Below are 24,760 nucleotides of genomic sequence, written 5' to 3'. Positions count from 1 at the left end.
CCGACTTGCCGCCGCACTGTGCTAGGCTGGCGTTCAGACTCTCGAGTCGCACAGGATGCTTTCATGCTGCCGCAATCACCACCCGAGCCTCTGAATGTCCAGGGTAGGACCCGACGGGTTGGCGTCGAGATAGAATTCGCTGGTCTCCCTCCCCAACAGACCGGCGAACTGGTACGCGACCTGTTCGGTGGCGAACTGAAGTTGGTCAGCCCCCATCGGTTGCGAGTCGAGGCAACACGCTGGGGTGATTTCGTCATCGAACTCGATACCCAGTATGCCCACCCCGATACCAGGCTGCTTGAGGCGTTACCGCGACACGACACCGAGTGGGAACGCCAGCGTCACCAGATGCGTCTGGATTTTCACAACAAGACCCGTGAGCTGATCGGCGACGTCGTCACGGGCCTGGTACCGACCGAGATCGTTTGTCCGCCGGTGCCATGGAACGAGCTGAACGAACTCGATACCCTGTTCGGTGCCCTCCACGCGCATGGCGCCAAGGGCACCGATGCCAGCCTGCTGTATGGCTTCGGACTGCACCTCAATCCCGAGGTGGCCAGCCTGGAACCCGAGCACATTCTGCGGCTGTTTCGGGCTTTCCTGTTGATGGCCGCCTGGCTACGCAAGGAAATCAACATCGATATCACGCGGGAAGTGCTGCCGCATGCCAACCCCTTCCCCAAGCACTATGCCCTCAAGGTACTCGACACGGACTATGCTCCCGATCTGAATACCTTGATCGCCGATTACATCAGCTTCAACCCCACGCGCAACCGCGAGCTGGACCTCTACCCGCTGTTCGCCTATCTGTGCCCGGATTACCCGGACGAGCTGTTCCGCAACAACCTGATCAAGCCACGCCCCACGTTCCACTACCGTTTGCCCAACGCCCAGTTGTCCCAGCGCGGCTGGGGCGCCGTGGTGGAATGGAACCGCTGGGTGGCCGTGGAACGCCTCGCTGCAGACTGCAAGGAGCTCAACGGGCGTGCCAGCCGTTACGTTAACCTGCATACGCAGCCGCTCGTAACCCGCATGCTCGGCAGGCTGCGTCATTGGATCAAGGAGGTCCGCTCCCCCTCATGACGCGTCCCCTCATCGGTATCACCACGTCGGATTACAAGAGCCGCATCGCCTGGTGGTTCGATTGGTTCGCCGTGTGGCGACACGGTGGCCGGCCGCTTCGCCTCTCCCCTTCGCGTCCGCAGCCACCAGCGCTCGACGGCCTCATCATCGGCGGCGGAGACGACATCCAGGCCCACCTCTACGGTGGCGAGGTGCAGCTCGACGTGCGTCTCGACCCTCAGCGCGACGAACTCGAACTCGAGCTGATGGAACGCTTCATCCCCTTGGGCAAGCCGGTATTGGGAATCTGTCGCGGCGCCCAGATGCTCAATGTGCACCTGGGCGGCACGCTGGATCCCGATATCTACACGACCCATGAAGGTCTCAAACGACGGCGTACCGTGCTGCCGCGCAAGACGCTCGATATCGTGCCCGACACTCAGCTGCACCGTATCCTCAAGGTGAACTGGTGTCGCATCAACAGCCTGCATCATCAGGCCGTGCAAGAGGCAGGACGCGGTATCGAGATTGTCGCCCGCGATCGCGACGGCCTCGTCCAGGGCATAGAGTCGCGTGACCACGAGTTTCTGATCGGTGTGCAATGGCACCCGGAATGGCTGATCTTCAACCGTCCTCAGCAGCGGCTGATCCGTGCTCTGGTCGATGCGGCACGCCGCACCATGGCGGCCGAAAACTGAAGCGGCCACCCAGAGGTGGCCACTTCGAACCGCTGTGGGCGTTCAGTTGTCCAGCGCGGCATCCAGCGTGATTTCGGCCTTGAACAGCTTGGAGACCGGACAGCCCTCCTTGGCCTTGTTGGCGGCTTCCTCGAAGGCGGCAGCATCTGCGCCGGGGCTGCGTACCCGGGTAGTGAGATGGATCTTCGTGATGCTGAAGCCGCCGGAGTCCTGCTCGAGGGTGACGGCCGCCTCGGTCGATATGCGCTCGGGGGTCAGTCCGGCTTCGCCCATGATCATCGACAGCGCCATGGAGTAGCAGCTGGCATGCGCCGCGCCAATGAGTTCCTCGGGGTTGGAGCCAGACTCGCCCTCGAAGCGCTTGCCGAAGCTGTAAGGCGCCTCCTTCAGCACGCCGCTCTCGGTCGAAACCTGACCCTTGCCCTCTTTCAGGCTACCCTCCCAGACAGCGCTACCGGTTTTCTTGATGCTCATGTGGGTCGACTCCTTGCGATATGAGAACTGGCCAAAAGATTGGAAGGCAGCGCCAAAGCTATGCTGCCCTCCCTCACCATAGCGCATCGACTTGTCTTCGCCATCTCTTTGACGAATAGTATTGAAAACATTTTCCACAAAAGGCCTTCATTCATGGTCGACGCCTCGACTCCTCAGGTAGTCCTGCCTGCTACTTCCCACGAGCCCTTGCAAGCGCTGCCGGCAATCGGCCAAGGCACGTGGTTCATGGGCGAAGGGCTGGTATCTCGCAGCGACGAGGTACGCGCCCTGCAGCACGGCCTGGAACTGGGTCTGACGCTGATCGACAGCGCCGAGATGTATGCCGACGGCGGCGCCGAGGAGGTGGTCGGCGTGGCCTTGGCCGGCCGCCGCGACCAGGCCTTCTTGGTCTCCAAGGTCTACCCGTGGAACGCCGGCCGCGACAGCGCCATTGCCGCCTGCGAACGCAGCCTGAAGCGGCTTGGCACCGACCATCTCGATCTTTACCTGCTCCATTGGCCGGGCAGCATCCCACTGGAGGAAACCTTGGAGGCCTTCGATCGGCTGCGCGAACAGGGCAAGATTCGCCGCTACGGCGTTTCCAATTTCGATGTCGATGAGCTCGAGGCACTGGCGGCACTGCCCGGCGGCGAGGCCTGTGCCGTAAACCAGGTCCTCTACCACCTGGGCTCACGCGGTATCGAGCACTCCCTGCGCCCGCTGATGCAGCGCCTCGGCATGCCGCTGATGGCCTACTGTCCGCTGGCCCAGGCCGGCCAGCTGCGCCAGGATCTGTTCGGCCATCCGGTGGTGAGCGAAGTAGCCGATGGACTTGGCATTACGCCCGCCCAGTTGCTGCTGGCCTGGGCGATTCGCCCCGCCAATGGCCGCTGCGACGCTATCGCCATTCCCAAGGCAGTTCAGCCGCAACACGTCGAGCAAAATGCCAGCGCGCTCACGGTCAGGCTCGACGACGAGGCCCTGGTCCGACTCGATCAGGCGTTTCCTGCACCGACCGGAAAGATGCCACTCGATATCGTCTAGCGCTTGTCGGCGGCAGCGCGCAGGTTTAACAGCTCGTTGGCCAGCGCTTCGCTGCCGAGCTGGCGCATCCGTTCGATATTGCGCTCGGGAATCGCCTCGGGGTCGGGGTAACTCGCCAGGGCCCGTTCCAGCCCCGCCTCGCGCAGCAGGTGCAGCATCGGCCAGGGCGAGCGGTTGGTGAAATTGGCCGGATCGTTCTCTTCGGCGCCGTCGAAGCAGTAGTCGGGATGGAAGCTGGCCAGTTGATAGATACCCTCGTAGCCCTGCTCGATCAGCAGCGCCTCGGCCACGGCGAGGAAGTCGAGGTAGTCATCGAAATCCTCCAATCCCGGGCGCAACACCATCAGGGTAGTCTCGATCTTGGGTGTTTCGTCGAGTCTGCGGCACTCGTCGATCAGCGCCTCGAGTGCGGGCTCCCATTCACCCGCCGTTACCTCGACGAAGCGAATGGTGTCACTGACCAGCTCTCGGCGAGCGAAGGGGCAGACGTTATGGGCCACGACGAAGCCCTCGACCCATTCACGGGTAGCGGCACAGGCGGGCGTCAGGGTAGCGGACATGGTGAACTCGACGGCAAAGGGGCCAGCCAGTATACCCGAGCCATGGCGCATGACGGGGCTCAGTCCGCGGGCCTGGGCATCGGCCCGCGCCGGGAGGCGAGGCGATCAGCCAGCCGTGTGGGCTCGGGAAGCTTGGTACGGCCCAGACACTTCACCACCCAGTCGAGCGAGGTCGCAAGCGTTATGCGGTGCCCCAGCGAGACGAACACCGGCTTGACGCCGACTCGGGTACGCAGCACTGCTCCGATCGTCTCGCCGCGATGGCGCAGCGGCGTCCACTCGCCGCGCGCCTCCGGTACCTCCTCGTGTACCCCGCACAGGCGTGACTTGGCCACGCCGATGGTCGGCAGATCGAGCCATAGCCCCAGGTGTGAGGCCACACCCAGGCGCCGCGGATGGGCAATGCCCTGGCCGTCGACCATCACCAGCTCCGGCCGCGTCGCGAGCTGGCCGAAGGCCGCCAGCGCTGCGGGGATCTCACGAAAGGAGAGCAGCCCTGGAATGTAAGGCATGCGGGTCGGTTCGCGGTGCACCACCTGCTCCACGATCTCCAGCCCGACCAGCGGGTCACCCGGCCAGGCCAGTACCACCACCGCCGCCCGGGTGATCTCGCCGCCCTGCTCGAAGCCGATGTCGATGCCGGCGACATGGCGCACCGGTGCCAGACGATCCTCGCGCTCGATACGCCCCGCCATGCGTTTCTGCAGCGCAATGGCTTCCTCGGGGCTCAGATTCCAGTCGTGTAAGTTGGCGCCGGGCATCCCTGGCCTCCTGTTTCGTCCTTGGGTCTCGCGTAGACTATCGCCTCAGGATAGCCGGAAGCCACCGCTGCAAGGGACACGATGAAGCTCATCCATACCGCCGACTGGCATCTGGGCCAGACCTTCCATGGCCAGGAGCGCCACGCCGAACATCGCGCCCTCCTCGATTGGCTGCTCGACACCCTGGTTGCCCGCGAAGCCGACGCCCTGCTTGTCGCCGGCGACGTCTTCGACGTGGTCAACCCGTCGCTACGCGCCCAGGAACTGCTCTACGACTTCATCGTCAGCGCCCACGAGCGCCTGCCGGCACTGGACATCGTGCTGATCGCCGGCAATCACGACAGCGGCAACCGCATCGAGCTGCCGGCCCCGCTGATGCGCCGCCTGCGCACCCACGCCCTGGGCCGGGTAAGCTGGCTTGACGACGGCACCCTCGACGCCGAGCGCCTGCTGGTGCCACTCACCGACGCATCCGGTGAGACCCGCGCCTGGTGCCTGGCGCTGCCCTTCCTGCGCCCCGCCGAGGTCACCGGCCACAGCCTGGCCCGTGCCGAAGACAACGAAGGCGAGCCGCTCGGCGACAAGCCATGCAACGACTACGTCGCCGGCATTTCACGCGTTCACGAGCAGCTGATCGAGGCCGCACGCAAGCGCCGCCAGCCGGGCCAGGCGCTGGTGGCCATGAGCCACGCCCACCTGCACGGCGCCGCCGTTTCCGAGGCCAGCGAGCGGCCCATCGTGATCGGCGGCGAGGAGTCGATCTCCGCCGGGCTCTTTCCCGCCGACATCGCCTACGTGGCGCTGGGCCACCTGCACCGCGCCCAGCAGGTGGGCGAGGCACGCATCCGCTACAGCGGCAGCCCGCTGCCGCTGGATTTCAGCGAGGTGAATTACCCGCATCAGGTGGTGGAAGCGGTGCTGGATGGTGAAACCCTGGCCACCACGGAAGCGATCCCCGTGCCGCACCCCGTGGCCATGCAGCGTGTCGGCCCCAGCGAGCTCGACGCGGTGCTGGCGGAGCTCGAGGGGCTGCCCCACGCCCCCGCCCTGCCACGCGAGCGCTGGCCCTGGCTGGAAGTGCGCGTCTCGCTCAGCGCCCCGGTGCCCGACCTGCGCGCCCGGGTGGAAACGGCCCTCGAAGGCAAGGCCGTGCGCCTGCTGCGCCTGGAGCGGCGCCTGCCCCAGCAGGCTGCCGATGGCAGGCCGGAGCGAGTCGATCTGCAGCAGTTGGGGCCGAGAAAGCTGTTTCAGCGCACCTGGAAAAAGCAGTGGGGAGAGCCCCCCGGCGACGACGTATTGGCCGACTTCGACCAACTGCTGCAGGACGTGCTCGATAGCCCCGACGAGCAGCGCACCGGGGAGCGTCGCCCATGAAGATACTCGCCCTGCGCCTGGCCAACCTCGCCTCCCTGCCCGGCCCGCTGGAGCTCGATTTCACCGAGCCGCCGCTCCGCGATGCCGGCCTGTTCGCCATCACCGGCCCCACCGGCGCCGGCAAGAGCACCCTGCTCGACGCCCTGTGTCTGGCACTCTACGGCAGCACGCCGCGGCTGCGCCATGCGCCCAGCCAGAACGCGCCGTTGCCCGACGTGGAAGGCGAGACGGTGAGCACCGCCGACCCGCGCACCCTGCTGCGCCGTGGCACCGCCGGCGGCTACGCCGAGGTGGACTTTCTCGGTCGCGACGGGCGTCGTTACCGCGCCCGCTGGGCCGTGCGCCGCGCCCGCGAGAAGGCCAGCGGGCGCCTGCAGGCGGTCGAACAGTCGCTCACCGATCTCGACGACGAACGCCTGCTCACCGCCCAGAAGCGCGAGTTCGCCGAGCTGTTGCCGGAGCGCCTGGGACTGACCTTCGATCAGTTCACCCGCGCCGTGCTGCTGGCGCAGAGCGAATTCGCCGCCTTCCTCAAGGCCGACGACAACGAGCGTAGCGACCTGCTGGAACGGCTCACCGGCACCGCCGAGTATTCGCGCATCTCCGAAGCCGCCTACCGGCGGGCCATCACGGCGAAGCGGCACGTCGACGCCCTGCAGACGAAGCTCGCCGACGACCTGCCCGCCGAGCCCGAGGCCCGCAGCGCGCTGGAACGCCAGGCCGAGAGCGCCGAGCAGGCCCTGACCGACCTGCAGCAGCAGGCCAGGGAGCTCGATGCCCAGCGACAGTGGCATAGCGCCGACGAACGGCTGCGCCAGGCCTACCTGGAAGGCAAGCAGCAGCAGCAAGATGCCGAAACACACTGGCATGCGTTAGCCAAAGCACGGGGCGACCGCGACTGTCGCCGCCTGCTTGCGCCCCAGCGCCATCACCTGCTGCGCCAGGCCGCGCTGCCGGACGAAGTCGCCGCGCTGGAGCAGGCACATCGCCGGACCCGAGAGGCCCTCGAGCAGGCCCGCGTCCTGCAAACCCAGGCCGAGCAGGCCCGGGATCAGGCCGCCCGTCAATTGGAATCCGCAAGTCAAGCCCGCCAGCAGGCCGAACCGAGCCTGCGAGAGGCGCGCGAGCACACCCAGGCGCTGGCCACCCTGGAGCGTCAGCTGGCCGAGCTCGAATCCCGCCATCACAACTGCCGCCAGCAGGCAGAGGCACTGAACCAGCAGCACCAGGCCACCGCGGCCAGGCTGCGCGAGCTGCAACGCCGACGCGACGAGTGGCAGGCCACCCTGCGCCAGCTGATGGGCAGTCACGAACGACTCGATGCCGCCCGCCAGGCGGCGCAGCAGACCCATGACCATGCCGCCCGCCGCGGCCTGGCGCTGGAGGAACTGGCCAGCCGCTGGCAGGAGCTTCTGCACACCGAGCTGGCCCAGCGTCAGTTGAGCGAACGCCTGGCCGGGGATGAGAAGCGGCAGGCCGAACTGACCGTTCAGGGCAAGGCTGCCCGTGAGCGGCTCGACGGCAGCGAACAGCGCTACGCCACCCTGCGCGATTTCATCGAGCGCAGCCGTGCTGCCCGCAGCGAGAGCGTGGCACGGCTGCGCGACACGCTGCAGGAAGGCGAGCCCTGTCCGGTTTGCGGCGGCCACGACCACCCCTTCCGTCACCGACCGCCGGCCACCCCGGAGGCAGCCCAACTGGCCGCCCAACAGGAGCAGGAAGAGGCACAGCTGGCCGAGGCCAGACAGACCTTCGAGCAGGCCCAACTGGCACGCAGCGAACTCGAGGGCGAGTACCGCGCCGCGCTGGCGGCGATCACACGCGGACGGCAGGAGCTGCAGCAGGCCGAGGAGAGACTGGCTCAGGCCCGGCACGCCCTGAGCGGCCATCCCCTGCACACGGAGCTGGCCGACATTGCGCCTGTGGAGCGTGAAGCCTGGCTCGCTCACCAGCGCCAGCACAGCGCCGCCGAGCGTGAACGGGCCGAGCGTACGCTCCAGGAGCTGGCCCGCGCCGAGGCGGCGCTGAGCCCGCTGGAAGAGGCCCTGCGCCAGGTCGAGATCGAACGCGCCCAGCATGAGGCCCGGCGCACCTCGCTGGCGGAAACCCAGGCCCAGCTCGACGCCCAGCTGCCGCCTCTGCGCCAGGAGCGGCAGTCACTTGCCGAGCGGCTCCAGGCCCTGCTCGGCGAGCACGCCTCGGCCGACGCCTGGCAACAACGGCTGGAAGCCGGCCAGGAATCCGCCCGTCGTGAGCGCGACCAGGCCATCGAGCGCTGCCACGGCGCCGAACGCGAGCAGGCCCGGCTCACCCAGCAGGCCGCTCACGAAGCCGAGCGCATCGAAGGGCTCCGTCAGGAGCAGGTCGAGCTGAAAGCTCGACTGGCCGACTGGCGCCAGGCCCATCCGCAATTGGATGACGCCACGTTGGCCCGACTGCTGGCGCAGCCCGAGGCGGAAGCCGAGCGTGAGGAACGCGAGCTGGCCGATGCCGACGAGGCCCGCCAACGCACCGAGGCAAGCCTCGTCGAACGGCGCCAAACCTTGCTCGCGCACCGCCGCGGGCAGGCGCTAGCCAATGATGACAGCGACGATGCGTTACTGGGCGAAGAGGTGGAAGCGGAGATCGTCAGTCGTCGTGAGGCGCTCGTCGCCGAACGGCAGGCTCTGGAGCCAAAGCTGGAGACAGCCCAGCAAACACGCGACGAGGCCATTCACACCCTGCGCGACGACAACCGCCGGCGCCTGCGCCAGCAGCAGGGCCAGGCCGAGCTGGAAGCCGCCCGTGCCGAACAGGTGCGTTGGGGGCGTATCAGCGAGTTGATCGGTTCCGCCGACGGCAAGGTGTTTCGCCGCATCGCCCAGGCCTACAACCTGGAGCAACTGCTGGAGCATGCCAACGCCCACCTGGCCAACCTCAGCCGCCGCTATCGACTGGCCCGCGGCGGCAGCGAACTCGGCCTGCTGGTGGTGGACCACGACATGGGCGACGAGCGCCGCTCGGTGCACTCGCTCTCCGGCGGCGAGACCTTCCTCGTCTCGCTGGCCCTCGCTCTCGGGCTCGCCTCCATGGCCTCGGGCGAACTCACCATCGAGTCGCTGTTCATCGACGAAGGCTTCGGCAGCCTCGACCCGCAGTCGCTGGCACTGGCTATGGAAGCGCTCGACGGCCTGCAGGCGCTGGGTCGCCGCGTCGGCGTGATCTCCCACGTGCAGGAAATGCACGAGCGCATTCCAGTGCAGATCCAGGTAGAGCCGCTGGGCAACGGCACGAGTCGGGCAAGGTTGGTCAGCCCTTGACGTCTCGTCGCCCTTCACGGCCATTGCGCCGGTTCATTGCACTGGTTCATCCCGTGCGGCATCTTCTACAGGACAGCATTGCAAACGCGAGGGTCTCCCATGAAGTACCTCTGTCTCGCCTATGAGGAAGAGCGAATATTCAGCGAGATGACGGAAGCCCAGTGGCATGAGCTACTACAGGAAACAGTGGATTATGTGGCCGACCTGCAGAAACGAGGCAAGCTGGTCCTGACCAACGCCTTGCAGAGCGCCACCAAGGCGCACACCCTGAGAATTCGTGATGACGAACTCATCATGACCGATGGGCCCTTTGCCGAGACCAAGGAGCAGCTAGGCGGCTTCTTCTTGATCGAGGTCGCGTCAGAAGAGGAAGCCCTGGAGATTGCTGCCGGCTGGCCGTCAGCGCGACTTGGCACCATCGAGGTGAGGCCCGTCGAGGAGGAATTGAGACCCGAAAGCCGCTACTGAGCGGGAGGTTGGTGAGTGGCTAGCCGCTCGAAGAAACGTCGATAGGCGGTCTGCCTCGGCTATGCTGCATGATTCAAGAGTCTTTGAAGGGAGGCATCATGCAGGCTTTTGCGTTGCACGGCATGCGTTGCCTGGGCCTGACACTGCTGTTGGGGCTGGCGGGTCAGGCATTCGCAGCCGAAGTGAACTGGCCGCGCATGACCGAGTCGGCAGACGGAGTTCCGATTGCCTATGAGGTGCAGGGTAGCGGCGAGCCCACGCTCGTGTTCATCCACGGCTGGAGCTGCGACGGGCGTTACTGGCGCGGACAGGTGCCGCACTTCTCGCAACGGCATCGAGTGGTAACGATCGATCTCGCCGGTCACGGACATTCCGGCCTGGGGCGTGACGCCTACACCATGCCCGCTTTCGGCGAGGACGTGAAGGCGGTGCTGGAGGACCTGGACTTGGAACAGGCCATCCTCATCGGGCACTCCATGGGTGGGTCGGTCGCCGTGGAAGCGGCGCGCCTGATGCCGGAACGCGTCATCGGCATCGTGGGCGTCGATACCTTCCATCATGTCGCACCGCAAATGGCCCCGTCCGATCTCGAGGAAATGCTGTCGCCACTGCAGGAAAATTTTACCGACGCCGCGCGCCATTTCACGGCTACGATGTTCGTCGAGGAGACCGATGCCACGCTACGCGATTGGGTCATACGGGACATGGCAGCCGCTGTGCCGGAAGTCGCCCTCAGTGCATTCGAGGACATGGGAACACGCCACATCGATGGGGAAGCGGCGCAGCACTTCGAAGAGTTGGCGATCCCCGTAGTGGCTATCAACGCCGACCTGTGGCCGACCGACGTCGAAGCCAACCGGCAGTTGCTGCCCGAGTTCGACGCCGTGATTATGGAAGGCACCGATCATTTCCTGCACATGGCCAAGCCTGCGGAATTCAACCGGGAGCTGGAACGGATAATCGGCACGCCGCCATGAGGCTCATAACGAACGGGTAGCGGCCGGTCCGAAGCCATTTGCGCTGGCTGGGTGGCCGCCATCAAATCGGCTTGAGGGCTGCGCCACAAAACGCCCAGTTGTCATCCTATGTCATGCCCCTATCCGCTATGGGCGGTGTCTCGCTCACTTGGATTTCCAGGATCGGCCGGAACTCCTCGATGGGGACCGGCCGTCCGAACAAGTAGCCCTGGTAAAGGTGGCAGCCCAGGCCGGCAAGTACATCACGCTGAATCTCCGTCTCGACACCTTCGGCAATGACGGCAAGCTCGAGGCTCTGAGCCAGAGCTACGATAGCTGCAGCAATAGGCGTCGACTGGGTGTCATGGCTCAGGTCGCGGACAAAGGCGATGTCGATCTTCAGCGTATCCAGCGGCAGTGCCTTGAGATAGACCAGGGAAGAGTAACCGGTGCCGAAATCGTCCAGTGCAAAGCTGACGCCGATGCGCCGCAACAGCAGCATCTTTTCGATGGTGCCCTCCGGGTCCTTGAGCAGCAAGGATTCGGTCAGCTCAAGCGTCAGGTGGCTCGGCACTACGGCGTGGCGGTAGATGGACGTCAGCACCTGGTCGACGAAGTCCGGCTGCTGAAACTGCCGCACGCTGACGTTGAGGGAGAGCTTGAGCTCGCAAAATTCGGGGCTTTGCCGCCACTCCCCCAGTAGTCGGCACCCCTCCTGAAGGACCCAGTAACCAAGAGGAAGAATCAGCCCGCTCTCTTCGGCCAGAGGGATGAACTCACCGGGGGAGATGTATCCGCGCGCTGGATGCTGCCAGCGAACCAGCGCTTCAGCGCCGATGACATGCCGACGAGAATCGACCTGAGGTTGAAGGTGCAAGCTCAGCTCACCGTTTTCAATGGCATGCCTAAGTTCACGCTCAAGGGTGAGTCTCGCCTCGCGCTCTTGCTCCAGATGCGGGCGAAACAGCTGAGGAGTCGCGTCACGCTGTCGTTTGGCCTCGAGCAGAGCAAGCCCGGCACGTTTGAACAGCTGCGCCGGACGGGTGCCATCCTGAGGATTGAAAACCAACATGCCGACACTGAGCCGGCATGGATACGTGTGTCCCTGCAACTGATACTCGGCAGTAAGTGACGCGAGCACGCGTCCGGTCAGCGTACGGGCCTCATGCCGGCCGGCTGACCGTTGAGACGAGCGCAAACGCGCCAGCAGTGCGAACTCATTACCGTCCAGCCGTGCCACGTAGATATCGTCACCCGCCCAGCCTTGGAGGCGTATCGCAAGCTGACGTAACAGCTCATCGCCAATATCTTGACCCAGACTGTCGTTGAGGATCTTGAAGCGGTCGATATCGAACAACACCAGCAGCGATAACCTCCCATCCCCGGCCTGACGCTGCTCACACTGGTTCAGTCGTATCTGAAGCGCTCTGCGATTGGGAAGCTCGGTCAGAGTGTCATGGAAGGCCAGGAAGCGAATACGCTGCTGGGCTTCCTGTTCGGCGGTGCGATCGGAGATCAACGCAACATAGTCCTGCTCGTCGCTATCGGTATAGGTCACACGACTGACACTGAGCCACGCCGGGAAGCGCCTTCCATCGCGGTGCTGAGCGTCGATCATGCCGCTCCATTTGCCCTTGTCTTCCAGGCCCTGCTTGATGACGTCTCTCATTGCCCCACTATTGGCTGCAAACGTCAGCTTCCATACCGATTTACCGACGGCTTGCTCTACTTGCCAACCCAGCAGATATTCGAGCGCGGCATTGCTGAGCCGAATCCGCCCTTTGTCATCGAACAGAGCAACACCGTCCTGTAGCGCGGAGATGACTTTGAGTAGGCGTGTACGCGTCATGTGTTCGTGATGTTCACTGACATGCAGCCGGCGCTGAGATCGCGTGGCCACGACAGTGAGCAGGGCGACCAAGAGAATGCAGCCGCCAATGAGATAGATCAGCCAGTGCGACTCTATCAGCCGCGGCTGGGAAACCGCCCTCGGGAGGGGCACGAACCAGGCGGCACGCATGGCCACGTAGTGCATGCTGCAGATGGCCAGCGAGACGAACACGGCGGCGACGAAAGCGCAGGTCTTGGCGCGCTGCATGCCCCACTCCTGACGGCATAGGCGATAAGCGTAAGCGCTGGCGATACCGAGGCCAACGGCCACGCACACGGATAGCAGGAACAGTATCAGGTCATGGTAAAGCAGGGCCGGCATATGCATGGCCGCCATGCCGGTGTAATGCATCACGCCAATGCCCAGCCCCAGGCTGGTTCCGGCCATCAACAGCTCGCGATGGGTGGGGGTCTCACGCGACAGCAGGGCCACGGCCGCCATGCTTCCTGCCATGGCCGGTAATATGGAAAGCAGCGTCAGGGCGGGGTCATGATGAACGGCAAAATCGAGCCTGTAGGCATGCATGCCGGTGAAGTGCATGCTCCAGATACCTAGCCCCATGACACCCGCTCCGGCGAACAGCCAGAGCCGGCGACGCCCTGCCTGCTTGGCCTTGCTGACCAGCTTGATGAGGTCCAGGCCGGCATAGGAAGCGGCCAGCGCAATTGCCCAGGATACCAGCACCAGGGAGAGATGATGCTCTCCCTGGACGGCACCCAGGCTACGCGGATCAAGCAGAAGATTGGCAAGTATCGTCATGAAGTAATCTTCGGCAATTCGGTCGTCTTCTTGAGGTAGGTTCAGCGAGGCGCGTTGAATAAATGTTTTTCCAACGATAAAAAAGCGCCCCGTTGCCGGGGCGCCTCTGTTACATCGCGGTTCTTTCCAGGCTTACGCCAAGTCGAAGCGATCCGCGTTCATCACCTTGTTCCAGGCGGCAACGAAGTCCTTGACGAACTTCTGCTTGGCATCGTCCTGGGCGTAGATCTCGCTGATGGCACGCAACTGCGAGTTGGAACCGAACACCAGGTCGACCCGAGTGCCGGTCCACTTCACTTCGCCGCTCTTGCGATCGCGACCCTCGAACACATCGGCATCCACCGAAGCCGGCCTCCACACCGTGCCCATGTCGACCAGATTGACGAAGAAGTCGTTGGTCAGGGTGCCGGGACGATGGGTGAACACGCCGTGACGTGAGTTGCCGTAGTTGGCCTCGAGCACACGCAGGCCGCCGACCAGCACGGTCATCTCCGGCGCGCTGAGTCCCAGCAGCTGGGCCTTGTCGATCAGCATCTCCTCGTCGGAGACGGTGAAGCGAGCGCGACGGTAGTTGCGGAAGCCGTCGGCCTCGGGGCGCAGCCACTCGAACGACTCGGCGTCGGTCTGCTCGGCGCTGGCGTCGGTGCGGCCCGGCGAGAACGGCACCTCAATGGCGTGGCCGGCATCCCGGGCGGCCTTCTCGATGGCGGCGGCACCGCCCAGCACGATCAGGTCGGCCAGCGAAACCCGCTTGCTGGAGTGCATCGCGTTGAAGTCGTCCTGGATACTCTCCAATGTCTTGAGCACCCTGGCCAACTGCTCGGGCTGGTTGGCTTCCCACTCCTTCTGGGGTGCCAGGCGAATGCGGGCGCCGTTTGCCCCACCGCGCATGTCGGAACCACGGTAAGTGGACGCCGACGACCAGGCGGTATAGACCAGCTCGGCCACGGTGAGGCCTGAACCGAGGATCTTGCTCTTGAGGTTGGCGATGTCCTGGGCGCCGACCAGCTCATGATCCACGGCAGGCACCGGATCCTGCCAGATCAGCTCTTCGGCCGGCACTTCCGGGCCGAGATAGCGCGCCTTGGGCCCCATGTCGCGGTGGGTCAGCTTGAACCAGGCGCGGGCAAAGGCGTCGGCGAACTCTTCGGGATTGTTGTGGAAGTGCTCGGAGATCCTGCGGTATTCCGGGTCCTCGCGCATGGCCATGTCGCCAGTGGACATCATGATGCCGACGCGCTTGGTTGCGTCTTCGGCATCCGGTGCCATGTGCTTCTCGGCGAGATTCTTCGGCACCCACTGCTTGGCTCCCGCCGGACTGGTGGTGAGCTCCCACTCATTGCCGAACAGCACGTCGAAGTAGCTCATGTCCCACTGGGTCGGCGTCGGGGTCCAGGCGCCCTCGAGGCCACTGGTGATGGTGTCGCGGCCCTTGCCGCTCTTGTGGCGGCTCTTCCAGCCAAAGCCCATCTCCTCCATGGGCGCAGCCTCCGGCTCGGGGCCAACGTTGACCGGGTCACCGGCGCCGTGTGCCTTGCCGAAGGTGTGGCCGCCGGCGGTCAGCGCCACCGTCTCGTAGTCGTTCATCGCCATGCGGGCGAAGGTGTCGCGGATGTCCCGGGCCGAGGCGAGGGGATCGGGATTGCCGTCCGGGCCTTCCGGGTTGACGTAGATGAGGCCCATCTGCACCGCGGCCAGCGGGTTCTCCAGCTCGCGTTCACCGGAATAGCGGCTCTTGGCATGGCCGCTGTCGGCCAGCCACTCGTCCTCGGCGCCCCAGTAGATGTCCTCTTCCGGCTGGTACACGTCCTCACGCCCGCCGGCGAAACCGAAGGTCTTGAAGCCCATGGACTCCAGCGCGACGTTGCCGGTCAGGATGTAGAGGTCGGCCCAGGAGAGCTTGTTGCCATACTTGCGCTTGATCGGCCACAGCAGGCGGCGTGCCTTGTCGAGGTTGCCGTTGTCGGGCCAGCTGTTGAGCGGCGCGAAGCGCTGGGTGCCGGTACCGGCGCCGCCACGGCCGTCGCCCACCCGGTAGCTGCCGGCGCTGTGCCACGCCATGCGGATGAAGAGCGGGCCATAATGACCGTAGTCGGCCGGCCACCACTCCTGGGAGTCGGTCATCAACGCTTCGAGGTCCTGCTTCACAGCCGCCAGGTCGAGCGACTTGAACGCCTCGGCGTAGTTGAACGCCTCGCCCAGCGGGTTGGACTTCGGAGCATGCTGGTGGAGGATGTTCAGATTGAGCTGGTTGGGCCACCAGTCGTGAGTGGCATTGCCCTTGTCCCCATGCTTGGTGCGAGACCCATGCATGACGGGACACTTGCCTGCGCTGCTGCCGACTTTCTGATCCATGACGCTCTCCATGAGTATGTGTTGTCGTGCAATAGATATAACAGCTGGATCTAGTAGGAGAGACTTGTTTTTACACACCAGATCGATAGCTAATTACAATCACACAAGGAGAATCAATAGCCATTCAGCCATCAGACAGGGAGCTGTCTCTGCGCACAGCTTTGCCGCCCTGCTCGCCCGCGACAGGCATGTTAGGCTATGAACAATGATCTTCAGGAGTGCCACATGACCGCCGCCGAAATGCTCGAACGCCTGGTGGGCTTTGCCACCGTTTCCCGTGATTCCAACCTCGATCTGATCGCTTTCGTTGAGAGCTATCTCGACGAGCACGGGATCGCGCATTGGCGGGTGGAGAGCGATGACGGCAGCAAGGCCAATCTGCTGGCCCGCATCGGGCCGGACGTGGAAGGTGGCGTGGTGCTCTCGGGTCACACCGACGTGGTGCCGGTCGATGGCCAGCCGTGGTCGACCGATCCCTTCACCCTGGTCGACAAGGGCGACGGCCGGCTCTACGGCCGCGGTACCTGCGACATGAAGGGCTTCATCGCCTGCGCCCTGGCCGAACTGCCCGAATGGCTGGCGGCTGGCCTGGACAAGCCGATCTACCTGGCCCTTTCCTACGACGAGGAGGTCGGCTGCATCGGCGCGCCGCGCATGATCGAGCGGCTGATGGCCGAGCATCCGCGCCCCGCGGCGGTGATCGTCGGCGAGCCGACGATGATGCAGCCGGTGGTGGCGCATAAGGGCGCCACCAACCTGCGCACCAAGGTAACCGGCCGCGCCTCGCATTCGAGTCAGGTCGACCAGGGCGTCTCGGCGATCCACGTGGCGGCACGGCTGGTCACGAAGATCGAGGACGTGATGGCCGAGCTGCGCGCCGAAGGGCGTGTCGACGAGGCCTTCAACGTCGCCCACTCCAGCCTGCATGTGGGCAAGATCGCCGGCGGCACCGCAATCAACATCATGGCCCGCGAGTGCACCTTTGAATGGGAGATCCGCCACCTCCCCGGCGACCGCGTCGAGGAACTGCTCGGCAGGGTGAACGACTACGCCACCGAGCTCGAGGCCGAGATGCAGCGCCGCGCGCCAGAGACGAGCATCGTCACCGAGGCGCTCAACGTCACCGTGCCGGCACTCGCCGACGACAACAATACCGAGGTGCTCAGCCTGTGCCGCGAGCTGCTCGGCGAGCAGCCCAGCGGTGCGGTGGCCTACGCCACCGAGGCCGGCCAGTTCCAGCGCGTGGGGCTACCCACCGTGATCTGCGGCCCCGGCAGCATTCGCCAGGCGCATCAGCCCGACGAGTACATCGAGATCGAGCAGCTCGCGGAAGGCACTCGCTTCATGCAGGCGTTGGGGCACCGGCTGGCCAACCGTTAACCTCCAAAGCCGGGCTCGGCGAGCCCGGCAACACCAGTCTGCATCTGCAGCAGGCTGCCGGCCAGGGGCCAGCGCTCCTTGCCCTCGGCATCCAGGTGCTGGGTGGCAGTGGTGATATAAAGCGTGCGCAGGTCGCGCCCGCCGAAGGCCACCATAGTCGGATGCGGGCACGGCACTTCGTGCTCCGCCACCAGCTCGCCCTCGGGCGAAAAGCGCACCACGCGGCCGCCGTCGTAGAGCGCGCTCCAGTAGCACCCTTCGCTGTCCACCGCCGCGCCGTCGGGCACGCCGGGCAGCCCCAGCGTTTCCAGGTCGACCCAGGTCTCCCCTTCTCCCAGCATCCCGCTGTCGACGTCGAAGGAGTAGCGCAGAATGCGGCGGCTCAGTGAGTCGGTGTGGTAGAGCCAGCGTCGGTCGAGGCTGAAGGCGAGCCCATTGGAGATGCCGATGCCCGACAGCCGCCGTGACAGCTCGCCGCGATCGAGGCAGTAGAGCGCTGCCGTGAGGCTCGCCTCGTCGCTGGCAATGGTGCCCACCCAAAGTCGCCCGGCGGCGTCGCAGCGGCCGTCGTTGAAGCGGTTGCCCTGCCCCGCCTGCCTCCACTCAGGATTGCCGGCCAACCGCTCGGGCTCGCCGCTCGCGGGCAGGCGCAGGATGCCTGACGCCGCAGCGACCACCAGCCCCGCTTCGTCGAACGCCACACAGCCCACCTTCTCGCCCAGCTCGGTACGCGTCGGCGCCCCACCCTGCTGAGGACGCCAGGCGTAGACATGGCCATTGTTGATATCGGTCCAATACAGCGTCTGCCGCTCCACCGACCACACCGGGCTCTCGCCCAGGCTCATGTCGAGCTTCACCGCCACTTCGATGCCGCTCTCTTGCATGCTTGCTCCTTTCATCTTCCGGCGTTCCTTGGCCTCAATGATTGTCGCGCGGTGGGCTCTGGCGTGCCACGTCGCGGTACTTGGCGGCGCCTGCCAGCGTCATGCCACGGTCGAGCGGCTCCACCAGGGTCCGCTGGATCTCCTGCCACGGTGTCTGGTGGGCAGGATAGCGATAGCCGCCCTGGCTCTGCAGACGCTCACGGCGCGCCTGTATCTCGGTATCGTCGAGCATCAAGCGTACCTCGCCGCGATTCAGGTCGACGCGCAGGCGGTCGCCGTCCTCGAGCAGCGCCAACCCACCGCCGGTGGCCGCCTCGGGCGAGGCATTGAGGATCGACGGTGAACCGGAGGTGCCCGACTGGCGGCCGTCGCCCAGGCACGGCAGCGACTCGATGCCGCGCTTTATCAGCGCCTCGGGCGGCTGCATGTTGACCACCTCGGCCCCACCGGGGTGGCCCACCGGGCCGACGCCGCGCATCACCAGGATGGTGTGTTCGTCGATCTCGAGCGCCGGGTCGTCGATGCGCGCGTGGTAGTCTTCCGAGCCGTCGAACACCACCACCTTGCCCTCGAAGGCGTTGGGATCGTCCGGGTTGGAGAGGAAGCGCGCGCGGAAGTCGGCGGAGATCACGCTAGTCTTCATCAGCGCCGAGTCGAACAGGTTGCCCTTGAGATTGAGGAAGCCGGCCTGCTCGACCAGCGGGTTGTCGTAGCGGCGTATGACCTCGGGGTCCTGGGTCTCGCAGCCCACCACGTTGTCGGCCAGCGTGCGGCCGTTGACGGTAAGCGCCTCCCCATGGAGCTTGCCGGCGCCGAGCAGCTCGTGAAGCACCGCCGGCACCCCGCCGGCGCGGTAGAACTCCTCGGAGAGATAGGCCCCGGCAGGCATCACGTTGGCCAGCAGCGGAATGGCATGGCCGAGGGCCTGCCAGTCGTCGTTGGTGACCTCAATGCCGGAATGACGGGCGATGGCGTTGATGTGGATCGGCGCGTTGGAAGAACCGCCCAGCGCCGAGCACACCACGATGGCATTCTCGAACGCCTCGCGGGTGAGAATGTCGCTGGGCCGCAGGTCGGCCCACACCATATCCACGATGCGCGCGCCAGTATCGTAGGCCACTATCGAGCGCTCCTTGTAGGGCGCCGGGATCATCGCCGAACCGGGCAGGCTCATGCCCAGCGCCTCGGCCATGGAGTTCATGGTCGAGGCGGTGCCCATGGTGTTGCAGTGCCCCACCGAGGGCGCCGAATCGGTAGCACGGGCGAGGAACTCGGCGTAGTCGATGTCGCCCGCCGCCAGGCGCTTGCGCAGCTCCCAGATGATGGTGCCGGAGCCGACCCGGTCCGGCCCGCGCCAGCCATTGAGCATCGGTCCGCCGGAAAGCACGATGGCGGGAATGTTGACCGTGGCGGCGGCCATCAGGCTCGCCGGGGTGGTCTTGTCGCAGCCGGTGGTGAGCACCACGCCGTCGAGCGGGTAGCCGTGCAGCACCTCGACCAGCCCCAGGTAGGCCAGGTTGCGGTCGAGCGCGGCGGTGGGCCGCCGCGCGTTCTCGTGGATCGGATGCAGCGGGAACTCGAACGGCACCCCGCCGGCGGCACGAATGCCGTCCTTGACCCGCTTGACCAGCTCGATGTGATGGCGGTTGCACGGGGTCAGATCGGAACCCGACTGGCAGATGCCGATGATCGGCTTGCCGCTGGCGAGCTCCTCCAGGGTGATGCCGTAGTTCATGTAGCGCTCGATACACAGCGCCGTGGTGCCGGGAGATTCGGGATTGTCGAACCACCAGCGCGAGCGAAGCTGGTCGGGTGTGATCTTGCGGTCGGTCATGTCGCGATCCTCATGCGAGTCGGCGGTCTTGTCTTGGCCGGATTGTCCTTGGTAGTGGGGCATAGTGATACACGACATCGGCCGGTGGCGTCATTCATAGGCCATCTCCTCGAGCTCCTTGCCCCGCGTCTCCTTGACCAGGCGCAGCACGAAGAAGACCGACACCACCGCGCACAGGGCGTAGAAGCCGTAGGCGCCGGCCAGGCCGATCGTGGCCAGCATGATGGGGAAGGTTATGGTGATGCCGAAGTTGGCCAGCCACTGGAACAGCCCCGCGATGGCCAGGCCCGAGCCGCGCATCTGGTTGGGGAACATCTCGCCGAGCATGACCCACATCACCGGGCCCCACGAGACGTTGAAGAAGAATACGTAGGCGTTGGCCGACAGTAGCGCAAACACACCCATGTCGTCGCCGAGACGCAGGCTGCCGTCGACCAGACTCGCCGTGGAGAAGGCATAGGCCATGCTGGCCAGGGTCAACGCCATGCCCACCGAGCCCGCCCATAGCAGCGGCTTGCGCCCGATCTTGTCGATCAGAGCAATGGCAACCAGGCAGGCACCGATGCTCACCGCTCCCGAGATGACGTTGATCAGCAGCGCGTCACCTTCGGAGAAGCCCACCGACTGCCACAGCACCGCACCGTAGTAGAACACCACGTTGATACCCACCAACTGCTGGAACACGGCCAGGCCGATGCCCACCCAGACGATGCCGTGCACCTTGCCGGTAGCGCGATCGATCACGTCGCGCAGGCGCGGCTTGTGATCCCGCGACAGGGTCGCGTCGATCTCTGCCAGCTTGGCGCTCACTTCGCCCTCGGGCATCACCAGGCCCAGCACCCGTCGCGCCTCACCCTGCTTGCCACTGCTGATCAGGTAACGCGGACTCTCCGGAATGAACAGCAGCGCGACCAGGAACACCGCCGCCGGCAGCAGCTCGATCCAGAACATCCAGCGCCAGGTGGCAAAACCCAACCACAGCTCGGCCATCGCCGAACCCGACACATGCGCCAGCACGTAGTTGCTGAGAAAGGCTACGAACAGCCCCGAAATGATCGCCACCTGCTGAATGGTGGCGAGCCGGCCCCGATAGGCGGCAGGCGCCACTTCGCTGATATAGGCTGGGGTCATCACGCTGGCGGCGCCGACTGCCATGCCGCCCAGTACACGATAGATGACGAACTCCAGGGAGCTTCCGGCAACGCCCGAGCCCCAGGCGCTGACCAGGAAGAACACCGCCGCCACGATCAGCAGCGTGCGGCGTCCGAAGCGGTCCGCCAGGCGTCCGGCGAAGAAGGCGCCGACGGCGCAGCCGAGCAGCATCGAAGCGACGTTGAAACCGGTGCCCACACTGTCGGAGCCGAATGCGGTCTGCAGGCCGTCGACGGTACCGTTGATCACCCCGCTGTCGAAGCCGAACAGGAAGCCGCCGATGGCGGCAATGCAACAGATCATGAAGATATAGGCCGAACGACTCATTACCTTGCGTTGCATGACAAGTACTCCGGAAAAAGGGCGCCCGAGTGGGCGCCAAGGCGAGGAAGCCCCGCGATGAAGGGTGCCAGTGCGTGATTTACCACCACACGTCCATCTGCACGCCGAAGGTGAGGCCATCGCTATCGTCGACGTTGATGGCATCGCCTGCCGCACCCGCGTCGATCGAGCGGCTGGTGCGGTCCGCCTGGAAGGCGTCCCCGTTCCAGTCCGCATAGGTGGCGAATACGCGGATGACCGGACGCGCAAAGCCGCCCACCCCCGCGGACCATTGCTGGGCCAGGGTCAGTTTGGTCAGGCGGCGGCTGTCGTCGCCGTTCTCGGGATCGATATAGTCGTGGCCGAGCTCAAGGGCCGTGCTCAGGTTGTTCGTCCAGTAATAGGTCGGACGCAGGCCCGCTGAGATCCAGGTGGCTCCGGAGTCGTCATCGAAGCTCTTCTCTTCATAGATGGCCGCATATAGCAGGTCGAACCTGTCGGGGGCGAGCCACACGTTGCCATGGTTGATGACGCGCCACATATCACCGCCGGGCACGTCCGGAGAAACCCCGGCATTCATGCGCCCTTGACCGCTGCCGGCATTGATGATGCCGTCGGTGGCGTACTGCAATGCCAGCTTGTTGGAGCCGCCGAACCAGTTGTTCTGCTCGTGCTGGACGGTGAACATGTGGCCCCGCTTGGCCTCGCTGCCGTCGTAATACTCCCTCTGGGCATCGCTCAGTTGAGCGCGGCCGTAGTTGTAGCCCAGCACCAGCGTGCCATCGGTATTGACGGGGATGTCGGACCAGCGAATGTCCAGGGTGTCATTGGAGATGCGATTGTCGGCATCGGGGTATTCGGTATCGTCGGTGCCCGTGGCGCGCATCCACGCCAGGTGCAGCTTGCCGGTACCCACGTCGATGTTCTCGATACCGCCGCCAGGACCGGTGGAGTCCCAGTAGAAGAAGTCGTTGATGTGCACGTCATGGCGACGATAGAAGCGCTTGCCCGCCCACAGGCTGGCACCGGGCAAGGCGTCGACCACGTTGTGGCCCTGCACGTACAACTGGCGCAGGGACACCTCGGTATCCTCGGAATCGTTCACCTGATTCGAGAAATAACCCACCATGCTGTTGAAGTAGAACGATTTGTCGCCCTGCTCAAAGAGGGTCGCGCCCAGACCCAGTTCGGCATAGGTTTCGCATTCGTTGCCCAGGCGGTACTTGGCCCCGGCGCCATTGGCCCGAAAGCAGGCCTGATCTCCACCGCCTGCGGTGTTGCCGATGCCGGACCGCGCATAACCGGTGAAGTCGATGCCGGAGATAAAGTCTTCCTGCGCTTGGACAGTACCGAAGGCGAGACAGCCGAGCCCGATCAGGCCCAAACGGGCCAAGGGATGTGCTGAGAGACGTGGCGTTTTCATTGTTGTGCTCCTCGTGAATGATTGCATCTCTATGGTTTGTTGTTGGTAATAACTCTGAACTAAGTAATTGTGGTGTGACGGGTGGATGGCTCCTTGGTATCAACGGGTGGATTTAGCTGGCGAGACAGCGGAAACGGCAACGCATCGAAAGACTTTCCTCGGTGCCCAGCTCGACCAGACCTTGGCGCTGCGGATCGCCGCGGTGCGCGTCGACCTCGTGGGAGACCGGCTCGAAGCAGAAGAAGTCAGCCTGAGCGTTCGGCGAGAACACCAGGTAGCGCGAGCTGTCGGCTCTCACTTCGAGCGCCATGCCACGCTCAGGCCAGCGCAGCACGGCCCGGCCGTTCCAGCCGGTGAAGAGATTGTCGATCTTGCCTGTGGGAAGTGCCGCACCACGGGAAAAGTCCCAGGGCTCGCTGGGTGAAAGTCGGCGCCACTCGGTCGGCAGTTGGGCGGCATCGACCTCCCACACGCCCTCGGCAGCGGCTTCGACTGTTACCTCGGCGCTGCGCGGAAACCAGGGGTGCAGGCCCAGGCCGTAGGGGGCAGAACTCTCCCCCAGATGGGTCACGGCGAGGGTGACCTCGAGCGCAGCTTCCTCCAGGCGGTAGGTCAGCTCCGCCCGATAGACGAAAGGCGGCTGTTCGCGGGAGCGCAGGCCGAGCCGCAGCCACGTATCGCCTTGCTCCTCCACCTGCCAGGCCTGTTGCCAGCCGTCGCCGTGGATCGGCAAAGGCTCGCCGGGCAGATTGGCTGCCAGTGAATAATGACGGCCGCGCCAGGCGAAGCCGCCCCCGCCGATGCGGTTGGACCACGGCACCAGCGGGTACATGGCCAGCCGGTTGGGGTCGCATTCGTCCTCGCTGCCCGGGCGCATCAGCGGTTCAGGGCCGCACTCGGTAAGCCTGTCGAAGCGCACCACTGAGCCCCCGACTTGCGGGTTGACCACAAGGCGCAGCTCGCCGTTGTCGAGTGTCATCGTCATGACGTTCGCTCGTTCACGGCTCAGGCCATGCTGACCCGGGACCGGGCCAGGGCTTCCTCCGGCAGGCGCTGGCCGTCGGTATCGAAGCCATGCAGCAGCTCGTGACGGGGCGTCAGGTTGAGCACGTCGCCGCTGCGTACCTCGGCATCGCCGGGCAGGCGCACGATCAGCGGACCGGTGGCGTCGCTGTCGACATAGGCGAAGGCGTCGGCGCCGAGCATCTCGACGACCCGCACGCGGGTCTGCCACTCCCCCGCCTCGCTGCTCACCTCAAGGTGCTCCGGGCGAATGCCGAGCGTGGCGGCGCCGTAGGCCTTGGCTACCTCGCCTTCGATCAGGTTCATCTTGGGCGAGCCGATGAAGCCGGCCACGAACAGCGTCTCGGGCCGCTGGTAGAGCGCCATCGGCGTTCCCACCTGCTCTATCCGTCCGGCATTCATCACCACGATGCAGTCGGCCAGGGTCATCGCCTCGACCTGATCGTGAGTGACGTAGACCATGGTGGCGTCGAGCCGCTGGTGCAGCTCGGCCAGTTCCACGCGCATGCGGTTACGCAGCGCGGCGTCGAGGTTGGAGAGCGGCTCGTCGAACAGGAACACGCCGGGGTTGCGCACGATGGCGCGACCAATGGCCACGCGCTGGCGCTGGCCGCCGGAGAGTTCGGCCGGCTTGCGCTCGAGCAGCTCTTCCAGGTTGAGCAGGCGTGCCGCCTCGGCCACCTTGGCCTTGCGCTCCTCGGCGGGCACCTTGGCCAGGCGCATGCCGAAGTCGATGTTGTGCGCCACCGTCATGTGGGGATAGAGCGCGTAGGACTGGAACACCATGGCGATGTTGCGCTCGCTGGGCTCGGCGGTGGTCACGTCGCGCCCGCCGATGGAGATGGAGCCGCGAGTCACCGTCTCGAGCCCGGCGATCATGCGCAGCAGGGTCGACTTGCCGCAGCCGGAGGGGCCCACCAGCACGGTGAAGGAGCCGTCCTCGATGTGCAGATTGAGGTTGGGGATGACCGTGGTCTTGCCACGGAAGGTCTTCTCGATGTCGACCAGGGTTACGTCAGCCATAGCATGTCTCGTCTTGGCG

Annotated in this window: 19 protein-coding genes; 8 read left to right on the top strand and 11 right to left on the bottom strand. The window is 65.2% G+C overall.

Features of this window, described 5'->3' with window-relative positions:
- Nucleotides 1-63 precede the first annotated feature (63 nt).
- Nucleotides 64-1,083 carry an amidoligase family protein gene (locus SPH52_RS17255; protein WP_411796289.1) on the top strand — a complete coding sequence of 340 codons (1,020 nt, stop codon included), beginning with the start codon at nucleotides 64-66 and terminating at the stop codon, nucleotides 1,081-1,083.
- Nucleotides 1,080-1,760 (top strand): gamma-glutamyl-gamma-aminobutyrate hydrolase family protein, encoded by a 681-nt coding sequence (locus SPH52_RS17250; RefSeq protein WP_411796288.1) that lies wholly within the window; start codon nucleotides 1,080-1,082, stop codon nucleotides 1,758-1,760. Before SPH52_RS17255 ends, SPH52_RS17250 begins: the two co-directional genes overlap by 4 nt.
- A 42-nt stretch (nucleotides 1,761-1,802) precedes the next feature.
- Here SPH52_RS17250 and SPH52_RS17245 read toward each other — a convergent pair whose 3' ends face one another.
- On the bottom strand, nucleotides 1,803-2,234 hold the full coding sequence (locus SPH52_RS17245) for an OsmC family protein (RefSeq protein ID WP_411796287.1): 432 nt from the start codon (nucleotides 2,232-2,234) through the stop codon (nucleotides 1,803-1,805).
- A gap of 153 nt (nucleotides 2,235-2,387) precedes the next feature.
- On the opposite strand from SPH52_RS17245, the gene SPH52_RS17240 reads away from it, so the two are divergent.
- Complete coding sequence (locus SPH52_RS17240; protein WP_411796286.1) at nucleotides 2,388-3,278, top strand: aldo/keto reductase; 891 nt, start codon at nucleotides 2,388-2,390, stop codon at nucleotides 3,276-3,278.
- Here the strand turns inward: SPH52_RS17240 and SPH52_RS17235 are convergent.
- On the bottom strand, nucleotides 3,275-3,889 hold the full coding sequence (locus SPH52_RS17235) for a DUF1415 domain-containing protein (RefSeq protein ID WP_411796285.1): 615 nt from the start codon (nucleotides 3,887-3,889) through the stop codon (nucleotides 3,275-3,277). The genes SPH52_RS17240 and SPH52_RS17235 overlap by 4 nt on opposite strands.
- A gap of 8 nt (nucleotides 3,890-3,897) precedes the next feature.
- Nucleotides 3,898-4,599, bottom strand: coding sequence for a deoxyribonuclease V (nfi, locus tag SPH52_RS17230; protein ID WP_411796284.1), 702 nt, complete (start codon nucleotides 4,597-4,599; stop codon nucleotides 3,898-3,900).
- An 81-nt stretch (nucleotides 4,600-4,680) separates the two neighbouring features.
- On the opposite strand from nfi, the gene SPH52_RS17225 reads away from it, so the two are divergent.
- From SPH52_RS17225 to SPH52_RS17210, 4 genes are all read left to right on the top strand, one after another.
- The gene (locus tag SPH52_RS17225; protein ID WP_411796283.1) at nucleotides 4,681-5,973 is read left to right on the top strand and encodes an exonuclease SbcCD subunit D; all 1,293 of its coding nucleotides are present in this window, start codon (nucleotides 4,681-4,683) and stop codon (nucleotides 5,971-5,973) included.
- Nucleotides 5,970-9,272: an AAA family ATPase gene (locus tag SPH52_RS17220; protein WP_411796282.1), complete on the top strand. Its 3,303-nt coding sequence runs from the start codon at nucleotides 5,970-5,972 to the stop codon at nucleotides 9,270-9,272. The genes SPH52_RS17225 and SPH52_RS17220 overlap by 4 nt, the downstream gene beginning before the upstream one ends.
- A 99-nt stretch (nucleotides 9,273-9,371) precedes the next feature.
- Entirely contained in the window at nucleotides 9,372-9,740 is a 369-nt protein-coding gene (locus SPH52_RS17215; RefSeq protein WP_411796281.1) for a YciI family protein, read from the top strand.
- A 98-nt stretch (nucleotides 9,741-9,838) separates the two neighbouring features.
- The gene (locus tag SPH52_RS17210; RefSeq protein ID WP_411796280.1) at nucleotides 9,839-10,717 is read left to right on the top strand and encodes an alpha/beta fold hydrolase; all 879 of its coding nucleotides are present in this window, start codon (nucleotides 9,839-9,841) and stop codon (nucleotides 10,715-10,717) included.
- 106 nt (nucleotides 10,718-10,823) lie between these two features.
- Here the strand turns inward: SPH52_RS17210 and SPH52_RS17205 are convergent, their stop codons facing one another.
- Nucleotides 10,824-13,346, bottom strand: coding sequence for an EAL domain-containing protein (locus tag SPH52_RS17205; protein ID WP_411796279.1), 2,523 nt, complete (start codon nucleotides 13,344-13,346; stop codon nucleotides 10,824-10,826).
- Between the two features lie 132 nt (nucleotides 13,347-13,478).
- A complete protein-coding gene (gene katG, locus SPH52_RS17200; protein ID WP_411796278.1) occupies nucleotides 13,479-15,701 on the bottom strand; it encodes a catalase/peroxidase HPI in 2,223 nt (740 codons plus the stop codon).
- Nucleotides 15,702-15,926: 225 nt separating this feature from the next.
- Between katG and argE the strand changes: the two genes are divergently transcribed.
- Nucleotides 15,927-17,081, top strand: coding sequence for an acetylornithine deacetylase (gene argE / locus SPH52_RS17195; protein ID WP_411796277.1), 1,155 nt, complete (start codon nucleotides 15,927-15,929; stop codon nucleotides 17,079-17,081).
- Here the strand turns inward: argE and SPH52_RS17190 are convergent.
- The 6 genes from SPH52_RS17190 to SPH52_RS17165 form a co-directional block, all read right to left on the bottom strand.
- On the bottom strand, nucleotides 17,078-17,965 hold the full coding sequence (locus SPH52_RS17190) for an SMP-30/gluconolactonase/LRE family protein (protein ID WP_411796276.1): 888 nt from the start codon (nucleotides 17,963-17,965) through the stop codon (nucleotides 17,078-17,080). The two genes, argE and SPH52_RS17190, sit on opposite strands and share 4 nt — an antisense overlap.
- A gap of 34 nt (nucleotides 17,966-17,999) precedes the next feature.
- On the bottom strand, nucleotides 18,000-19,799 hold the full coding sequence (locus SPH52_RS17185) for an IlvD/Edd family dehydratase (RefSeq protein WP_411796275.1): 1,800 nt from the start codon (nucleotides 19,797-19,799) through the stop codon (nucleotides 18,000-18,002).
- 90 nt (nucleotides 19,800-19,889) lie between these two features.
- On the bottom strand, nucleotides 19,890-21,293 hold the full coding sequence (locus SPH52_RS17180) for a sugar porter family MFS transporter (RefSeq protein ID WP_411796274.1): 1,404 nt from the start codon (nucleotides 21,291-21,293) through the stop codon (nucleotides 19,890-19,892).
- 79 nt (nucleotides 21,294-21,372) lie between these two features.
- Entirely contained in the window at nucleotides 21,373-22,695 is a 1,323-nt protein-coding gene (locus SPH52_RS17175) for a maltoporin (RefSeq protein ID WP_411796273.1), read from the bottom strand.
- Nucleotides 22,696-22,807: 112 nt separating this feature from the next.
- Complete coding sequence (locus SPH52_RS17170) at nucleotides 22,808-23,680, bottom strand: aldose 1-epimerase (RefSeq protein ID WP_411796272.1); 873 nt, start codon at nucleotides 23,678-23,680, stop codon at nucleotides 22,808-22,810.
- 20 nt (nucleotides 23,681-23,700) lie between these two features.
- Nucleotides 23,701-24,741 carry an ABC transporter ATP-binding protein gene (locus SPH52_RS17165; protein ID WP_411796271.1) on the bottom strand — a complete coding sequence of 347 codons (1,041 nt, stop codon included), beginning with the start codon at nucleotides 24,739-24,741 and terminating at the stop codon, nucleotides 23,701-23,703.
- Nucleotides 24,742-24,760: the final 19 nt, after the last annotated feature.

This window comes from Halomonas sp. A29, assembly GCF_046723295.1.
GTDB lineage: Bacteria > Pseudomonadota > Gammaproteobacteria > Pseudomonadales > Halomonadaceae > Halomonas.
The sequence above is the reverse complement of the archived record's forward strand: the minus strand, read 5'-3'. Positions and strand labels throughout refer to the sequence as shown.

Bases quoted from the DNA above. Each gene is read 5' to 3' on its own strand.
- SPH52_RS17220 (WP_411796282.1), top strand. From the start codon at position 5,970: ATGAAGATACTCGCCCTGCGCCTGGCCAACCTCGCCTCCCTGCCCGGC.
- SPH52_RS17255 (WP_411796289.1), top strand. From the start codon at position 64: ATGCTGCCGCAATCACCACCCGAGCCTCTGAATGTCCAGGGTAGGACC.
- SPH52_RS17225 (WP_411796283.1), top strand. From the start codon at position 4,681: ATGAAGCTCATCCATACCGCCGACTGGCATCTGGGCCAGACCTTCCAT.
- SPH52_RS17210 (WP_411796280.1), top strand. From the start codon at position 9,839: ATGCAGGCTTTTGCGTTGCACGGCATGCGTTGCCTGGGCCTGACACTG.
- SPH52_RS17185 (WP_411796275.1), bottom strand. From the start codon at position 19,799: ATGACCGACCGCAAGATCACACCCGACCAGCTTCGCTCGCGCTGGTGG.
- SPH52_RS17235 (WP_411796285.1), bottom strand. From the start codon at position 3,889: ATGCGCCATGGCTCGGGTATACTGGCTGGCCCCTTTGCCGTCGAGTTC.
- SPH52_RS17180 (WP_411796274.1), bottom strand. From the start codon at position 21,293: ATGCAACGCAAGGTAATGAGTCGTTCGGCCTATATCTTCATGATCTGT.
- SPH52_RS17175 (WP_411796273.1), bottom strand. From the start codon at position 22,695: ATGAAAACGCCACGTCTCTCAGCACATCCCTTGGCCCGTTTGGGCCTG.
- SPH52_RS17240 (WP_411796286.1), top strand. From the start codon at position 2,388: ATGGTCGACGCCTCGACTCCTCAGGTAGTCCTGCCTGCTACTTCCCAC.
- SPH52_RS17215 (WP_411796281.1), top strand. From the start codon at position 9,372: ATGAAGTACCTCTGTCTCGCCTATGAGGAAGAGCGAATATTCAGCGAG.
- nfi (WP_411796284.1), bottom strand. From the start codon at position 4,599: ATGCCCGGCGCCAACTTACACGACTGGAATCTGAGCCCCGAGGAAGCC.
- SPH52_RS17205 (WP_411796279.1), bottom strand. From the start codon at position 13,346: ATGACGATACTTGCCAATCTTCTGCTTGATCCGCGTAGCCTGGGTGCC.
- katG (WP_411796278.1), bottom strand. From the start codon at position 15,701: ATGGATCAGAAAGTCGGCAGCAGCGCAGGCAAGTGTCCCGTCATGCAT.
- SPH52_RS17250 (WP_411796288.1), top strand. From the start codon at position 1,080: ATGACGCGTCCCCTCATCGGTATCACCACGTCGGATTACAAGAGCCGC.
- argE (WP_411796277.1), top strand. From the start codon at position 15,927: ATGACCGCCGCCGAAATGCTCGAACGCCTGGTGGGCTTTGCCACCGTT.
- SPH52_RS17190 (WP_411796276.1), bottom strand. From the start codon at position 17,965: ATGCAAGAGAGCGGCATCGAAGTGGCGGTGAAGCTCGACATGAGCCTG.
- SPH52_RS17170 (WP_411796272.1), bottom strand. From the start codon at position 23,680: ATGACGATGACACTCGACAACGGCGAGCTGCGCCTTGTGGTCAACCCG.
- SPH52_RS17245 (WP_411796287.1), bottom strand. From the start codon at position 2,234: ATGAGCATCAAGAAAACCGGTAGCGCTGTCTGGGAGGGTAGCCTGAAA.
- SPH52_RS17165 (WP_411796271.1), bottom strand. From the start codon at position 24,741: ATGGCTGACGTAACCCTGGTCGACATCGAGAAGACCTTCCGTGGCAAG.